Raw genomic sequence first — 15,242 nt, forward strand, 5'->3', positions numbered from 1 at the left:
TTGGCGGCGTTCGCCGATTGGTCGCGCTCGCTTCCTACCTGCTAGTGTTGTTAGCCAACCAAAACTTTGACGGGCACTCAAGCCGCTGTAAAAGGTTGCTAATCTCGCCGCACCCTACTACAATCCTAACCAATCTTGCCGTATACTATCCTCAACATTTTTCTTCCTGGAGTTCACATATGGCCTCTACCAACAACAAACCCCAACTCGAAGGCGATGTCTACTTTCCGTCCGAAGAAGTGATTGCCCAGGCCACCATAAAGGACTGGGAAGCGCTGGCCGAGCGCGCCGGCAAAGACCTGGCCGGTTTCTGGGCCGAGCGGGCCGACGAACTGGAGTGGTATCAGAAGTGGGATAAAGCCCTTGACGACTCCAACAAGCCTTTCTTCAAATGGTTTACCGGCGGCAAAACCAACATCGTTCACAACTGCATTGACCGCCACCTGAAGACCTGGCGCAAGAACAAGCTGGCCCTGATCTGGGAGAGTGAGAACGGCAAGGAACACCGCACCTTCTCCTATTTCGCCGTCAACCGCGAAGTCAACCGCTTCGCCAACATCATCAAAGCTATGGGCATCACCAAAGGCGACCGGGTGACGATCTACCTGCCCCGCATTCCAGAGATTGTGTTCGCGATGCTGGCTTGCGCCAAGATTGGCGCGGTGCATTCGGTGGTCTTCGCCGGATTCTCCACTGACGCCCTACAGGGCCGCATCGAAGATAGCCAGTCTAAACTCGTCATCACGGCTGACGGCAGTTGGATCAACGGCAAAATTTTTGAACTCAAGCGCACGGTGGACGACGCCATCAAGAAGTGTCCCTCAGTCGAAAACACGATTGTCATTAAGCGCACCGGCCACGAAGTGCCTATGGAAGCCAGCCGCGATCACTGGTATCACGACCTGCTGGTTCTCCCAATCGCCAACGGCAAGTGCGCCACCGAAGTGATGGATGCCGAAGACCCGCTGTATATTTTGTACACCTCCGGCTCCACCGGCAAGCCCAAAGCCATCGTGCACACGCACGGCGGCTATATGGTGGGAATCTACGCCACGCTCAAGTACGTGTTCGATTTGAAGGATGATGATCGTTGGTGGTGCGCCGCCGACCCCGGTTGGGTGACGGGGCACTCGTATATTGTTTACGGCCCGATGCTCAACGGGGCCACCTCCTTCATGTTTGAAGGCGGCCCGGCCTATCCTTACCCCAACCGCTGGTGGCAGTGCGTGGAGCGTTACGGTATCACCGTCTTCTACACCGCCCCCACCGCCATTCGCGGCCTGATGCGCTTCGGCGAAGCCTGGCCCAACAAGCACGACCTGTCGTCGCTCCGCCTGCTTGGCACTGTGGGCGAGCCGATCAACCCCGAAGCCTGGAAGTGGTATCACCGCGTGATTGGCAAGGAGCGTTGCCCGATCATGGACACCTGGTGGCAGACGGAGACGGGCATGTTCATGATCACCCCCACCCCAACCGTGGCCCTCAAACCGGGGTCTGGCACGCGGCCTTTCTTCGGTCAGGAGGCAGAAATTCTGGATGATGCCGGCAACCCCGTTCCGGATGGCGAAGAAGGTTATCTCGTCCTCAAGAATCCCTGGCCGGCCATGTTGCGCACGATCTATGGCGACCCCGATCGCTACGTGCAGCAATACTGGAGCAAGTATCCGGGCAAGTATTTGACTGGCGACTCGGCCAAACGGGATAAAGACGGCTATTTCTGGATCATTGGCCGGGTGGACGACGTGATCAAAGTGAGCGGCCACCGATTGGGCACGGCGGAGGTCGAGTCGGCGTTGGTGAGTCACCCGGCAGTGGCCGAGGCGGCGGCAATTGGTTTGCCGCATGAAGTCAAAGGCACGGCCATCCACTGCTTCTGTTTGTTGCGCGCCGGTCATTCGCCCTCTGAGGCGTTGGCTGAAGAACTGCGCCAGCACGTTGCCAAACACATGGGGCCAATTGCCCGGCCCGAAGACGTGAAGTTCGTGGACAAACTGCCCAAGACTCGCAGTGGCAAGATCATGCGGCGCGTGCTCAAGGCGCGGGCACAGGGCCTGCCCGAGGGCGACATTAGCACATTGGAAGAATGACAAAAAATGCAAAATGATAAATGTAAAATGACAAATGCGCGTGTTTCTACCATTCGTCATTCGTCATTCGTCATTTGTCATTCGTCATTTGTCATTTGTCATTTGTCATTTGCCATTCGTCATTCGTCATTTGTCATTAACCATTAATGGGAACCGTCTCTCTCAAACTCGTCGCAGGCCAACTCATGGTCGGCGTGGATTCCTTCGGCCACCCGCTCGTCATCGGCAGTTGGCCGGAGCAAAAGCCGGAGTGGGCCGGGCTGAAGCCGAGCGATCTGCTTCTGCTGGCGGCGGCTTCGTGCTCGGCTTACGACGTGGCAATGATTCTCAGCAAGCAACGCGAGCCGCTCGAAGCGTTGGAAGTTCAATGCGCCGGAACGCAGGAACCGGAGCCGCCGTACCAGTTCACGGCCATTCATTTGCATTACTCGGTCAAAGGGGCCGTCAACCCGCAAAAACTGGCGCGGGCCATCGAACTCTCGGAGACCAAATACTGCTCGGTCGTCAACACTCTGAAAGCCAGTGTGAGGATCACTAGCGATTATGACATCACCTAGATCACGCCTGATGGGCGCGAACCAGCCCCAGCCAAGCCGCCCGCCGCAAGAACGCTCGCAACAAGCGGCGGACGCACCCCCGCCCGCGGCCTCGTCCACTCCCTCAGCGCCCGTGTTGGCCCAACAGGCCGCAACCCAGGCCGCCAAGCTGGACTTCCTGACCGCGCCGCAAAACGTCCACGAAAGCGGAATCTCGTCCGGCATCATCGCCGACCTGGCGCTCAAAACGATCTACCTGCAAGGCGAGATCACCGGCCTGGCCCTGGCCCGCATGTTGTGCCTGCCATTTGTGGGCGTTCTGCAAACCGTGCTTGAATCGCTGGATCGCGAACAGCTTACCAACGTCACCGGCTCCAGCGGCTTCAGCACCCAGGCCTATCAATACGTGCTCACTAACGCCGGCATCACCCGCGCCCGGCAGGCCCTCGACCGCAACCAGTACGTCGGCCCCGCGCCCGTGCCGCTCGAACGCTACAACGCCGCCATTCGCACTCAGGCCTTGCGCGGCCTGACCCTGCACGAAAGTGATGTGCAGAAAGGGTTTGAAGGGTTGACCGTCAATGCGGCGATGATTGACAAGATCGGCCCGGCCCTGAACTCGGGCCGCTCGGTCTTTCTCTACGGGCCGCCCGGCAACGGCAAGACCACCATCGCCACCCGCATGGCCCGCCTGCTTGCCACCAGCCCGATCTACATCCCTTACGCCGCCGAGATTGACGGCAACCTTATCAAAGTCTACGACGACTTTAACCACCAGCGCCGACCCGGCGAACAATCGCCCGACATTGACGCCCGCTGGGTGCTGATCGAGAGGCCGACGGTGATGGTGGGCGGCGAACTCACCCTCGAAAGCCTCGACCTGATCTACGACGACAACTCCAAATACTACGAAGCCCCGTTCCAGATGAAAGCCAACGGCGGCCTCTTCCTCATTGACGACTTTGGCCGCCAGCGCATGGACCCGCAAGACCTGCTCAACCGCTGGATCGTGCCCCTCGAAACCCGCATTGACTTCCTCACCCTGCACACCGGCAAGAAGATCGAAATCCCCTTCGAGCAACTGGTCGTCTTCTCAACCAACCTCGACCCGTCACAGTTGGTAGACGCCGCCTTCCTGCGCCGCATCCGCCACAAAATCAAGGTGGACGACCCCAGCCCGCAGGAATTCCAGAAGGTCTTTCAGGTGATGTGCGAGCGGCTGAAGATCAAATATAATCACGAAGGCTTTGTCCATCTGATGAAGAAGCACTATATCGAAAAGAAGCGCGCCCTCAAGATGTCGCACCCGCGCGATCTGTTGGAGCAGTTAATTGACATGACCCGTTACAAAAGCCTGCAACCCGAAACCCTGCCGCAATACATGGACATGGCGGCGGACGCCTATTTCGCCGACCTGTGAGCAAACAGCACATGGCAACCAGCAACGTCCTCTGCCCGCAATGCCAAACCCCGTTCAAAGCCGGAGACCGGTTTTGCTCCGGCTGTGGCGTGGATTTGGCTGTTGTCACCCTCCTGCTCGAATACTCGGCGGCGGCCAAGATTCCCAGCAAGGTCTCGCCCTTCCTACCCGACACCGCTGTGCCGCGCCTGGGCGAGTTTCTGCTCAAGCGCGGCCTGCTCTCGGTGGCCCAGATTCAACAGGCGCTCGACTACCAGCAAAAGAAGAAGGCCGAGGCCGGCCAAAGTAAGATGCTGGGCGAGGCCCTCATCGAACTGGGCCTGCTCACACGCGAGAATCTCGACAAGGCCATCATGGCTCAGGTGATGGAATTGCAGGCCGCCCTGCAGGCCAGCAACCGCCAGCTTGAGGAGCGCGTGGCCGAGCGCACCGCCGAAGTGGAGCGCGCCCTCAAGAAAGTCAACGAAGTCAACCAGCTCAAAACCGATTTCGTCTCCAACATCTCGCACGAGCTACGCACGCCGCTGGCGCGGGTTAAAGGCTATGTTTATTTGTTTGCCGACGGCCTGATTGGCGACCTGACTGACGAGCAGACCGAAGCCATGGAAGCCGCCGCCGGCGCGGTGGATCAACTGGAGCGTCTCATCGAAGACCTGATCCGGTTTGCCAGCGCCTCGCGAGGCGAACTGGTGATCAACTCCGCCGTGTTCTGTCTTTCGGACGTGGTGCACACGATTCTCAATCGCTCAGACGCTAAAGCAACGAAGGCCAACGTTTCGCTGGCCAGCCAGGTTCCGGCCTCGCCCGTCTATTCCAGCGGCGACGAGGAGAAACTGGCCTGGGTGCTATTGCAGTTGGTGGACAACGCCGTCAAGTTCACCCCGGCTGGCGGCAGTGTGCTGGTTACGCTCACGACCAACGCCGACCAGTCGCGGGTGATGGTGGCCGTCAAAGACTCCGGCATCGGCATTCCGTTCGAGCGCATGCCGGAACTCTTCCAGCCCTTTCATCAGCTCGACGGTTCTTCGACCCGGCGCTACGGCGGCACCGGGCTGGGGCTGGCGCTCGTCCACCAGATCATCGAGTCGCACGACGAGAAGGTCAACGTCGAGAGCAATATCGGCAAAGGCTCCATGTTTTCATTTGAATTGCCCATGATGAAACGCCCGGCGTAGAGCGCGTTGGCAACTCGCTCTACAACAGAACACACTATCTCTTGAGAGGCCGCCCATGTCAATTGAATACGATCCAAAAGGCAAAGTCTTCAGTCAGGTTGTCCGCAAGGACGCCGTGTACGTCCGCATTCAAACCGTCACTCACCAGATCACCGGCGAGATGTATTTGCGGCAGGACGAGCGCATCAAAGACCAGCTTGAGATTGCCGACAAGTTCATTGCTGTGACCAGCGCCAAAGTGTACAAGCTCGACGGCGAACTGGCCTACGATGCGACGTTCATCACCCTCAACCGGGATCATATTATTTGGCTCTCGCTTGAAGACGAGCCTTCAAATTAGGCCTCAGACCTCACAGGTCTTAAGAGACTTGTGAGGTCTGCCGCTTGATCGAAAGTATATACATGTCACTTCGCAACCGCCTCACCCAGACGCCCAAAGAACAAACGCCTGCCGCGCAACCGGCAGCGGCCCCGGCCTCCCCGGCGGCGCCTCAGGCCGCCGCGCCTGACCCGGCCCGGCCCAAGTCCACTGGCATCTCGGATCAGGATTACAACCGCTTGAAGAAGTGGTTGTTGAGCAAGATCGCCGGGCGGCTGGAAGACCAGACCGACCTCAAGCGTTCGCCGGCCGTCACTCAGATGTTGCGCGAGCGATTCAACGTGATCTACAGCCAGGCCAACGTCAACCTGCCAAACGACATGGTGGACGCGCTCTTTGGCGAAGTGGTGGACGAGATCGTGGGCTACGGCCCGATTGAGAAACTGCTCAACGACCCGACGGTGAGCGAAGTGATGGTGAACGGCCCGCAACAGGTTTACGTCGAGCGCAAAGGCAAGCTCATGATTTCGGACGTGATCTTTGACGACGACGAGCACGTGATGCGGGTGGTCGAAAGAATCCTGCGCCCCCTCGGGCGGCGGGTTGACCGGAAGGTGCCGATGGCCGACGCCCGCCTGCCCGATGGCAGCCGCGTCAACATCATCATCCCGCCCAGCGCCATTGATGGGCCGACGATCACCATCCGCAAGTTTTCCACCAAGAAGCTGACGATGCAGGACTTGATCGGCTTTGGTTCGATGACGCCGCAGATTGCCGAGTTCTTGAAAGCCTGCGTCGTCTCGCGTCTTAATGTCGTGGTCTCCGGGGGAACCGGCTCTGGCAAGACGACGTTGCTCAACGTGCTCTCCGGCATGATCCCCGAAGACGAGCGGGTGATCACCCTGGAAGACTCAGCCGAACTGCAACTGGGCCAGCCGCACGTGGTGCGCCTGGAGGCCCGCCCGGCTGACCCCGACGGCACGGGCGCGGTGACCATCCGCGACCTGGTGAAGAATTCGCTCCGCATGAGGCCGGAACGGATCGTGGTCGGCGAAATCCGCAGTGGCGAGGCCATTGACATGTTGCAGGCCATGAATACCGGCCACGACGGCTCGCTCACCACCCTGCACGCCAACAACCCGCGCGAGGCCATCACTCGTATTGAGACGATGGCCCTGATGGGCGGGCTGGAGATTCCGCTCAAGGTCATCCGCGAGCAAATTGCCAAAGCGGTGGACTTGATCGTCCAGCAGGCGCGCTTGAACGACGGCTCGCGCAAGATCACCTACATTACCGAGATCAGCGGCATGGAAGGCGAGTCGGTGGTGACGCAGGACATCTTCAAGTACGACGAGTCGTTGGGCGCGGATGGCCGTCCGATTGGCATGAAGCCCACCGGCCTGCGCCCGTTCTTCACGCCTCGTCTTGAATCACACGGCTTCAAACTGCCGCCCGAAATTTTTGGCGGCGGCGCGGCGGGCGACATGTTTGGCGGGCGGCGACGATAACGAAGATTTGTTCGCTCTAATCCGCCAAGTAGCTTGGCTCTAAACATTACCTATGGTTCTGTCGGGGAAGATTCCCGGCAGAACCAAGTGTAATTTAAGACCAAAGGCAAAGGGCGGGTTAGAGAGCACAACACTAGCCCATGCTATAATCCCGCCAGCTAATCTTTCTTCGGAGCCTCTTTATGGCCGATAAAAAATCCTTAGCCATCCGCGCCAAAATCATCGGCGTCTTGTTACGCGATGCGCGGCTGGCCGCTGGCAAGACCCCCAAAGACTGCGCCACAGTGCTGAGCATGAGCGCCAGCGCCTACGCCGCCTACGAACTTGGCAAGAAGCCCGTCTCCCTGCCAGAGTTGGAATTGCTGGCCTATTACCTCGACACCCCCCTCTCCCACTTCTGGGGTGACAACATCATCAGCGACGATCAGGAACGCGGCAGTAACATCAACACCGCCGAACTGATCGAAATTCGCCACCGGATCATCGGCGCTCAACTCCGGGAGACCCGCCTCAAGCGAAACATCTCCCTCAAAGAATTGGCCGCCGCCGTCGGCATCCCCTCCTCGCGCCTCAAAGCCTACGAGTTCGGCGAGCAACCGGTGCCCGTGCCGGAGCTTGAAACCCTGGGCTGGATTCTGGGCCTGAACATTGACAGCTTCTTCGAGAAGCAGGGGCCGGTGGGCGAGTGGGACGCCGCCCGCCGCGCCTTCGACAAATTCAAGGAACTGCCGCCCGAAGTGCAGGAGTTTGTCGCCAACCCGGTCAACGAAGCCTACGTCCAGGTCGCCATGCGCCTCTCCGACATGTCGGCCAACAAACTGCGCGACATCGCCGCCGGGATTCTCGACATTACTTTCTGATCTCACCGCAAAGGCGCAAAGGGCGCAAAGATTTTTTGTAAACTCTTTGCGCTCGCCTGCCCCGCTTCTCTTTGCGGGGTCGTGTCTTGGCGGTGAAATTGACTTTTGTCTGCTTCCTCGCTCCAAACCGCCGCCCTCGCCGCTTACCAACACGGGGACTTCGCCAGCGCCGCCGCCCGGTTTGAAGAGGCGGCTTCCGCTTTTCGCGCCGAGGGCGACCGGGCCATGGCCGCCGAAATGCTAAACAACCTCGGCGTGGCCCACCGCGCCGCCAAAAACTACAGCGCCGCCCTGCCCGCCATCGAAACCGCCCTGGCCGAATTTCGCGCTCTGGGCGACATTTCGCGAACGGCCCAAGCCCTCGGCAACCTCGGCGCCGTCCTCCTCGAAACCGGCGACCTGAAACGCGCCGCCGACTCGCTCAACGAGTCCATCTCCCTCCTCAACCCCTGATACATTGCGATGATATAACATGTGCCCAAAACAGGCCTGCCATTCCGGCACAATTTCACTGCAATGAACAAAGCTGCTTCTCCATTGGTATTATCGAAGGGTACACGCCTTATCAGAAAATAGTTATCAACTTTGCCGATGCAAAGAGAGAAAGCAATCCCTTTTCGAAGATTGCTTACTCTGCCAAGTATTTAGTGACAGTCAAAGACGACAGCCTATATGTCAGAGAAATTTTCCCAGACTCTATACTGGAATTCTTTAGCCCAATTCAGGTGCTAGGCTTTTTACCCGCTTTGGCTGTAACTGTAATAGCGGAAACCATAGCGGCAGCTCTCTTTTCGAGAGGAATAAAAACGTCCATAAAATGGGTTGGTTACGCTAATGCTCTGTCGTTACCAATCGTATGGTTCGTTTTCCCATTTCTACACCTCAGTGCAGTTTGGGTGTTCGTGCTGGCAGAAACGTTCGCGGTAATATTTGAAGCACTGTTTCTGCACGCCACAAACAAGAAAACGGGTTTGTCTTTCAAGCAGGCAAGCTCCGCCAGTCTGGCAATGAATCTTTCCAGCATAGTTGCTGGTGCGTTGGCTGTAGCATTGATAATCGGCTTCATTTATCTGCTATCCTAAAGTGACCAAGATGAAACCCGCTGACCCTCACCCCGACACCGTCGCCGGAATCAGCGCTGAAGCCGTCAAAGCCAAAACCGGCAAGACCTGGGCCGAGTGGCTTAAAGCCCTCGACGCCGAAGGTTGTCGGAAGATGACTCACAAAGAGATCGTCGCCGTCGTCGGCGGCAAGTTCGGCGTGGGCGACTGGTGGCAACAGATGGTGACAGTCGGCTACGAGCAGGCGCGCGGCCTGCGCCAGAAACATCAGAAGCCGGAAGGTTTCCAGGTGAGCGCCAGCAAGACGCTGGCCGCGCCGGTCGAGACGGTTTTCAAGGCCTGGCACGACGCCCGCGCCCGCAAGAAATGGCTGGCCGAGCCGATTGCCGTCAGCAAAGCCACGCCGGGCAAGTCTCTGCGCCTCAAGTGGGGCGATGGCAAGTCAAGCGCGGACGTGAACCTTTACGTCAAAGGCGAGGCCAAGACTCAGGTGACCGTCCAGCACAGCAAGCTCAAGAGCGCCAAAGAGGCGGCGGCCATGAAGAAGTTTTGGGGCGAAGCTCTCAATGCCCTGAAAGCAAGTCTGGAGGGATGATGTTCAAATAGTCCACGAAGGTGGACTTCGCGCCTCTCGTTGCCGCGATTTTCCCACAGGGACGCCTGTGGCGCAATCGCTGGGCGCCCTTTGCCAAACTTCAGCCAATAAAAAACGCCGACCCTCTCTCAAAGGCCGGCGTTTTGTTTACTTGCGGAAATCATATTTGATCTTATCTGCGTTTATCAGCGTTCATCCGCGTCCTAATGCCATGAACTGATTAGTCACCGAAAATCTTCTCGCGGCGGACTAAACGTGTCCAGCACCACACTGGCCTCCAGCGCCCGCGCCGCGTGCGGCACATTCGAGGGCAAGTGCAGGCTCTCGCCCGCCGCCACTTCCACCGCTTCGCCATTCACCGTGAACGCCATGCGCCCGCTCGCCACGTAGCTGATCTGCTCGTGCGGATGCGAGTGCTGAGGCACGGCGGCCCCGGCCTCAAAGCGCACCTCGACCAGCATCATCTTCTCGCCGTCGGCCCTGATCCGGCGCTTCACCCCTTCCGTCATTGTCACCCACTCTGAGTCAGCCATAATAACAACCCTGACGATGGACGACGGACGAAGGACGATAGACGACGGTTGTCATTCGTCATTCATCATTCGTCATTTGTCATTCCCTACTCCTCTTCCTCACCCTTGCCCTTTTCCTTCCTGGCATTGGCAACGATTGCCTGCATCAGGTGGTTGGGCACCACTTCGTGGCGCAGGTAAGTCATGGTAAACACGCCCCGGCCCTGAGTGATCGAGCGCAGGTCGGTGACGTACCTCAGCATCTCGGCCTGGGGCACTTCGGCAGTGACAATGCTCTTGCCGCCGTCCTGCTCCATGCCGTGCACCCGCGCCCGACGGGTGTTGAGGTCACTCAACACGTCGCCCATGTTCGCTTCCGGCACGGTGATCGTCACGTCCATGATCGGCTCCAGCATCACCGGCCCGGCCCCCTGCACGGCCAGCTTGAAGGCCTCGCGCCCGGCAATTTCAAAGGCAATCGGCTTCGAGTCCACTTCGTGCATCTTGCCGTCGTACACAATCACCTTCACGTTGCCCATCGGGTAGCCGGCGATCACCCCCTGCTCCATCGTCGCCTTGATGCCCTTTTCAATCGGCGCCAGATACGATTTCGAAAGATTCATGCCCGTCAGTTCGTCGTCAAATTCAAACTCGGATTCGCGCAGAGGCTCAATGCGCAAATGCACTTCGCCGAACTGGCCCGCGCCGCCGGTCTGCTTCTTGTGGCGATACTGGGCTGAATAGGTTTTGGTGATCGATTCGCGGTACGGCACTTTGGGCGTCTCGGTCAAAATGGAGGTGCCGAACTTGCCCTCGGCCCGGCGAATAGCCACGTCAATGTGTTGATCGCCCATGCCCTCCAGCAGAGTCTGGCGGGTGGCCGCTTCGGTGCGCCAGTGCAGAGTCGGATCCTCTTCGCACAACTTGGACAGAGTCGGCCCCATCTTGGTCGCGTCGCCCTGAGTCTTCGGGTGAACCGCCACTGTATAAAGCGCCGCCGGGTATTTGGGAGCCGGCAATTGAATCGGGTGAGTCTTGTCACCGAGCGTGTCGCCCGTCACCGTTGCGCTCAGTTTCGCCACCGTGCCAATGTCGCCGGCGTGAAGCGCCTTCACCGAAAGTTGTTCCTTGCCGCGCATGACGTGCAATGCTCCCAGCCGTTCTTCCGCGCCCTTGTTGTGATTCCAAACGCGGGTGTCCGAATTGAGCGAGCCGGAGAATATGCGGAAGTAAGTAAGCTTGCCCACAAAAGGATCAGCCGTCGTCTTGAACACGTACGCCGCCAGCGGCCCGGCGTCGCTGGCGGCCACTATTTCGTCGCCGCCCCTGCCTTCGCCGTGCGGAACCGGAATCTCGACCGGCGACGGCAGGTAACGGGTGATGCCTTCCAGGATCGGCAGGATGCCCACGTTGCCGGTGGCCGAAGCCACAAACACCGGCACGAACGTGCCGTTGTCCACCGCCGTCTTGAAGCCGTGCTTGATCTCATCGGCGGTCAATTCCTCGCCGCCCAGATATTTCTCCAGCAGGGCGTCTTCGCCCTCGGCGGCGGCTTCCATCATGTCGGTGTGGCCCTTCCGGGCCGCTTCCACATACTCTGCCGGAATATCAGTCGCCTCACCTTTCGCGCCCTTGCGAGCCTTCATCGAGAGCAGGCCGATCACGCCCTTGAAATCGTGCTTCTCGCCCCAGGGCAACTGCACCGGCACCAGCTTCACGTTCCGGGAAAGGTTCTGAACCGACTCCAGTGCCCGCTGGAAGTTGGCGTTTTCGCGATCCATTTTGTTGATGATCACGAAGCGCGGCAGTTTGAGTTCGTCGCAATACTGCCACACCAGTTCGGTGCCCACCTCCACGCCCGCCACCGAATCCACCAGAATAATGGCCGCGTCGGCCACTCGCAAAGCCGCCTTCACCTCGCCCAAAAAGTCGGTGAAGCCCGGCGTGTCCAGAATGTTGATCTTGTAATTGTCGAACTCGACGACGACCTGAGAGGTGCTGATGGAAATTTTGCGGCGATGCTCTTCATCTTCGAAGTCAGAGACGGTCGTGCCGTCCTCGGTCTTGCCCAGCCGGTTGATGGCGCCGGTGTTGAACAAAATGGCCTCCACCAGCGACGTTTTGCCCGACCCCACGTGACCGATCAAGGCAACGTTTCGGATAAACTCGGTTCCATACTCTTTCATGATACGGCGTCAGCCTCCAATGTTGGGGAATAGTTGAAGAACAGTGGTAAGATTTTAGTCCATAGATGAAGGGAAGTCAAAATATGATCCAACGCCGCCTTGTCCTGTTAGCGCTCATCGGAGTCGTGCTGATCGTCGTCGGGGTCACCGCCGCCCGGATGATCACCGTCGCCAACACTATGAATGCCGCCGCCGCCTACGCCGTCGCTCACTCGGGTGAATTGTCCGTTCCACAACCGCTCCCGGCCAGCGCCGCTTACGACGAACCGCCGGTCAAAGTGGAAGCCGTCGCCCGCTACGGCGACGCGAACGCCGTCGAGGTGCAAATCACCCGCCGCTACCAGACTGCCCGCCGCCCCGAAGCACAATTCACCGTCACCTACTTTTATCAGCCGACGACAAACGGCTGGCAACTTGTGTCCATGCCCGACTCATTCTGGGGCGACTCGCGATCCACGACCGGCGGCGACAGGTTGATCGTCCATTACATGCAACGCGACTCACGGCTGGTGGAAAACTTGGTAAAGGCCGCCGACCCGGCGCTGGAAGCCGCCTGCGAACGTTGGGTCTGCCCGCCGGGCGCCGTCGTCGTCCTGCAATTCCTGCCACAGGCAAACGTCAACGGCGAGCTTGTTTATCCCTCGCCGCGATTCACCGGCCTGCCCGCCTCGCTCGAAGCCAACGACGACTACCTGAGCCACCTCACCGCCGACGCCATCCTGGCCCTCGCTAAACAACTCGGCCAACTCCCCGAAGCCGCCCGCGCCGAAATTCAACGCCAAAACCTCTACGCCCCCTAATTCTCCAATTCTCCAATCTCCACGCGAAGCGTCCAACCTCTAACCACCATGATCATTGACCCCTCCTCCCTCGCCCCTCGCGACCGCTACCGTCTCCTTATCTCCTCCGTCGCCCCGCGCCCCATCGCCTGGATTTCGACTCGCGCCCGCGACGGCTCGCTCAACCTTGCGCCCTTCTCGTTCTTTCAAGCCCTCAGCGGCACGCCGCCGCTCGTCGTCATCTCGATTGGCAAACGCAAAGGCGCGCCCAAAGACACCTTGCGCAACATCGAAGAGACGGGTGAGTTTGTGATCAACACCGTCACCGAAGAACTGGCCGAGAGGATGAGCCTCACTTCCGGCGAATGGCCGGCGGACGTGAACGAGTTTGAACTCACTAGACTCACACCCTCCCCCTCGGAAGTCGTCAAAGCGCCTCGCGTAGCCGAAAGCCCGCTCAACATGGAGGCCCGGCTCTTCCAGCTTGTCCATCTCACCGGCTCCGACTATGCCCTCGTCGTCGGCGAAATCGTCCGCTGGCACGTGGCCGACGGCTACCTGGCTCCCGACGGCCTGGTGGACATTGCCCGCATTCGCCCCATCGCCCGCCTGGCCCGCGACGAGTACACCAAGTTTGGCGAAGTGATTTCAATACCTCGCCCGAAAGTTCAGTGAACAGTGACGAGCGCATTTGCCACTGCTCACTGTTCACTGCTCACTACTCACTACTCACTCTCATGCGCCGCCTCTTCTTCGCCCTCACCTACTGGTTCAGCAAACCCCGCTGGGACACGAACATCACCCCGCCAGAGTTGATCAGCCTGATCGCCTCCGGCCTCAAACCGGGCCGCGCCCTCGACCTGGGTTGTGGCACAGGCACGAACGTCATCTATTTGACTCAGCACGGCTGGCAAACAACCGGCGTGGACTTTGTGGGCAAGGCAATTGAGACGGCCAAACACAAGGCCAAAGCTGCCGGGGTCGCCGCCGACTTTTTTCAGGGCGACGTGACCCGGTTGGATTTTCTCTCGCCCTCGTTTGACCTTGTTCTCGACATTGGCTGTTTTCACAGCCTCCCGGCCAATCGCCGCCCGGCCTACATCGCCGGTCTGCGCCGCCTGCTCGGCCCCGGCGGCCACTTCCTGTGTTACGCTTTCAAACCCGAAGGGCCGATGGGCGGCCTTGAGGTGAATGAGATGCTTTCTCTTTTCAGTGACGGTTTCACCAACCTCAAGATCGAACATGGCGAAGGAATGCCGTCAGCCTGGTATACATTTATCCGAAAATGAGACACATCCTCTTTCTCTTCCTCGACGGCATCGGCCTGGGCGAAGCCGACCCGCAAATCAATCCGTTTGCCATTGCCGAACTGCCAACCCTTCACGGCTTGCTGAACGGGCAAAGACTATTGCGAAGCACCCCGGCCACCGATAACGGTCAGGCGAGTTTCATCCCCACCGACGCCGGCCTGGGCGTGGCCGGGCCGCCGCAGTCTGCTACCGGCCAGGCAACCATCCTCACCGGCCTCAACGTCCCCGCCCTCGTCGGCGGGCACTGGGGGCCAAAGCCCAACGAAGCCGTCAGCAACATTTTGCGCCGCGAGAACATTTTCAAAACGCTCATCAGGCGCGGTCAAACTACCACCCTCATCAACGCTTATCCGCAACGCTATTTTGAAGCTATCACTCGCGGCAAACGCATGTACTCGGCCATCCCCATGGCCGTGGACGCCGCTGGCATTCCGCTGATGACGGTGGACGACCTGCGCGCCGGTCGCGCCTTCTCCGCCGACTTCACTGGCGAAGGCTGGCACGGCGAACTCGGCTATACCGACACGCCTGTCTACACCCTCGCCGAAGCGGGCGCAAAGCTGGCCGAAGTCTCTCGCCAGCGTTCCTTCACCTTCTTCGAGCATTGGATCACCGACCTGGTCGGCCATCGCGGCACGGTTGAAGAAGGGGCAAAAATGCTGGAGCGTTTTGACGCCATGCTTGGCGGCCTGCTCGCCAACTGGGATGACGACGGCCTGATCATCATCACCTCGGATCACGGCAACCTCGAAGACCTCTCCCACAGCCATCATACGATCAACAAAGTGCCCACCCTGATCATTGGCCGAAATCGCAACGCCATCCCGTTTATCGTTGACCTCACCGGCTTCGTCCCGGCCATCCTCAACTACCTCGCCGGTTGAAACGACATTG

16 protein-coding genes are annotated in these 15,242 nt (G+C 59.2%); 14 read left to right on the forward strand and 2 right to left on the reverse strand.

What is annotated here, in order from left to right; genetic code table 11:
* The first annotated feature begins 179 nt into the window (after positions 1-179).
* From acs to HYZ49_07660, 10 genes are all read left to right on the forward strand, one after another.
* Positions 180-2,087 (forward strand): acetate--CoA ligase, encoded by a 1,908-nt coding sequence (acs, locus tag HYZ49_07615; protein ID MBI3242144.1) that lies wholly within the window; start codon positions 180-182, stop codon positions 2,085-2,087.
* Between the two features lie 146 nt (positions 2,088-2,233).
* The gene (locus HYZ49_07620) at positions 2,234-2,644 is read left to right on the forward strand and encodes an OsmC family protein (GenBank protein ID MBI3242145.1); all 411 of its coding nucleotides are present in this window, start codon (positions 2,234-2,236) and stop codon (positions 2,642-2,644) included.
* Between the two features lie 112 nt (positions 2,645-2,756).
* Entirely contained in the window at positions 2,757-4,043 is a 1,287-nt protein-coding gene (locus HYZ49_07625; GenBank protein ID MBI3242146.1) for an ATP-binding protein, read from the forward strand.
* Between the two features lie 11 nt (positions 4,044-4,054).
* Positions 4,055-5,218 (forward strand): hypothetical protein, encoded by a 1,164-nt coding sequence (locus HYZ49_07630; protein MBI3242147.1) that lies wholly within the window; start codon positions 4,055-4,057, stop codon positions 5,216-5,218.
* Between the two features lie 55 nt (positions 5,219-5,273).
* On the forward strand, positions 5,274-5,558 hold the full coding sequence (locus HYZ49_07635; GenBank protein ID MBI3242148.1) for a hypothetical protein: 285 nt from the start codon (positions 5,274-5,276) through the stop codon (positions 5,556-5,558).
* 62 nt (positions 5,559-5,620) lie between these two features.
* On the forward strand, positions 5,621-7,045 hold the full coding sequence (locus tag HYZ49_07640; protein ID MBI3242149.1) for a CpaF family protein: 1,425 nt from the start codon (positions 5,621-5,623) through the stop codon (positions 7,043-7,045).
* Positions 7,046-7,227: 182 nt separating this feature from the next.
* On the forward strand, positions 7,228-7,905 hold the full coding sequence (locus HYZ49_07645; protein MBI3242150.1) for a transcriptional regulator: 678 nt from the start codon (positions 7,228-7,230) through the stop codon (positions 7,903-7,905).
* A 105-nt stretch (positions 7,906-8,010) separates the two neighbouring features.
* Complete coding sequence (locus tag HYZ49_07650) at positions 8,011-8,358, forward strand: tetratricopeptide repeat protein (GenBank protein ID MBI3242151.1); 348 nt, start codon at positions 8,011-8,013, stop codon at positions 8,356-8,358.
* 194 nt (positions 8,359-8,552) lie between these two features.
* Complete coding sequence (locus HYZ49_07655; GenBank protein MBI3242152.1) at positions 8,553-8,987, forward strand: hypothetical protein; 435 nt, start codon at positions 8,553-8,555, stop codon at positions 8,985-8,987.
* 10 nt (positions 8,988-8,997) lie between these two features.
* Positions 8,998-9,561: a hypothetical protein gene (locus tag HYZ49_07660; GenBank protein ID MBI3242153.1), complete on the forward strand. Its 564-nt coding sequence runs from the start codon at positions 8,998-9,000 to the stop codon at positions 9,559-9,561.
* Between the two features lie 224 nt (positions 9,562-9,785).
* On the opposite strand, the gene HYZ49_07665 is transcribed toward HYZ49_07660, so the two are convergent.
* Complete coding sequence (locus tag HYZ49_07665) at positions 9,786-10,094, reverse strand: cupin domain-containing protein (GenBank protein MBI3242154.1); 309 nt, start codon at positions 10,092-10,094, stop codon at positions 9,786-9,788.
* A gap of 86 nt (positions 10,095-10,180) precedes the next feature.
* Complete coding sequence (locus HYZ49_07670) at positions 10,181-12,259, reverse strand: elongation factor G (protein ID MBI3242155.1); 2,079 nt, start codon at positions 12,257-12,259, stop codon at positions 10,181-10,183.
* 83 nt (positions 12,260-12,342) lie between these two features.
* Here HYZ49_07670 and HYZ49_07675 point away from each other — a divergent pair, with 83 nt between their 5' ends.
* Genes HYZ49_07675 through HYZ49_07690 form a run of 4 tightly spaced genes read left to right on the forward strand, consistent with a single transcriptional unit; the run spans position 12,343 to position 15,232 of the window.
* Positions 12,343-13,059: a hypothetical protein gene (locus tag HYZ49_07675; GenBank protein ID MBI3242156.1), complete on the forward strand. Its 717-nt coding sequence runs from the start codon at positions 12,343-12,345 to the stop codon at positions 13,057-13,059.
* 48 nt (positions 13,060-13,107) lie between these two features.
* A complete protein-coding gene (locus tag HYZ49_07680; protein ID MBI3242157.1) occupies positions 13,108-13,713 on the forward strand; it encodes a flavin reductase family protein in 606 nt (201 codons plus the stop codon).
* Positions 13,710-14,327, forward strand: a complete 618-nt coding sequence (locus HYZ49_07685; GenBank protein MBI3242158.1) for a class I SAM-dependent methyltransferase — start codon at positions 13,710-13,712, stop codon at positions 14,325-14,327. Before HYZ49_07680 ends, HYZ49_07685 begins: the two co-directional genes overlap by 4 nt.
* A complete protein-coding gene (locus tag HYZ49_07690; protein MBI3242159.1) occupies positions 14,324-15,232 on the forward strand; it encodes an alkaline phosphatase family protein in 909 nt (302 codons plus the stop codon). The genes HYZ49_07685 and HYZ49_07690 overlap by 4 nt, the downstream gene beginning before the upstream one ends.
* The last annotated feature ends 10 nt before the right edge of the window (positions 15,233-15,242 follow it).

The organism is Chloroflexota bacterium (assembly GCA_016197225.1).
Classification (GTDB): domain Bacteria; phylum Chloroflexota; class Anaerolineae; order Anaerolineales; family VGOW01; genus VGOW01.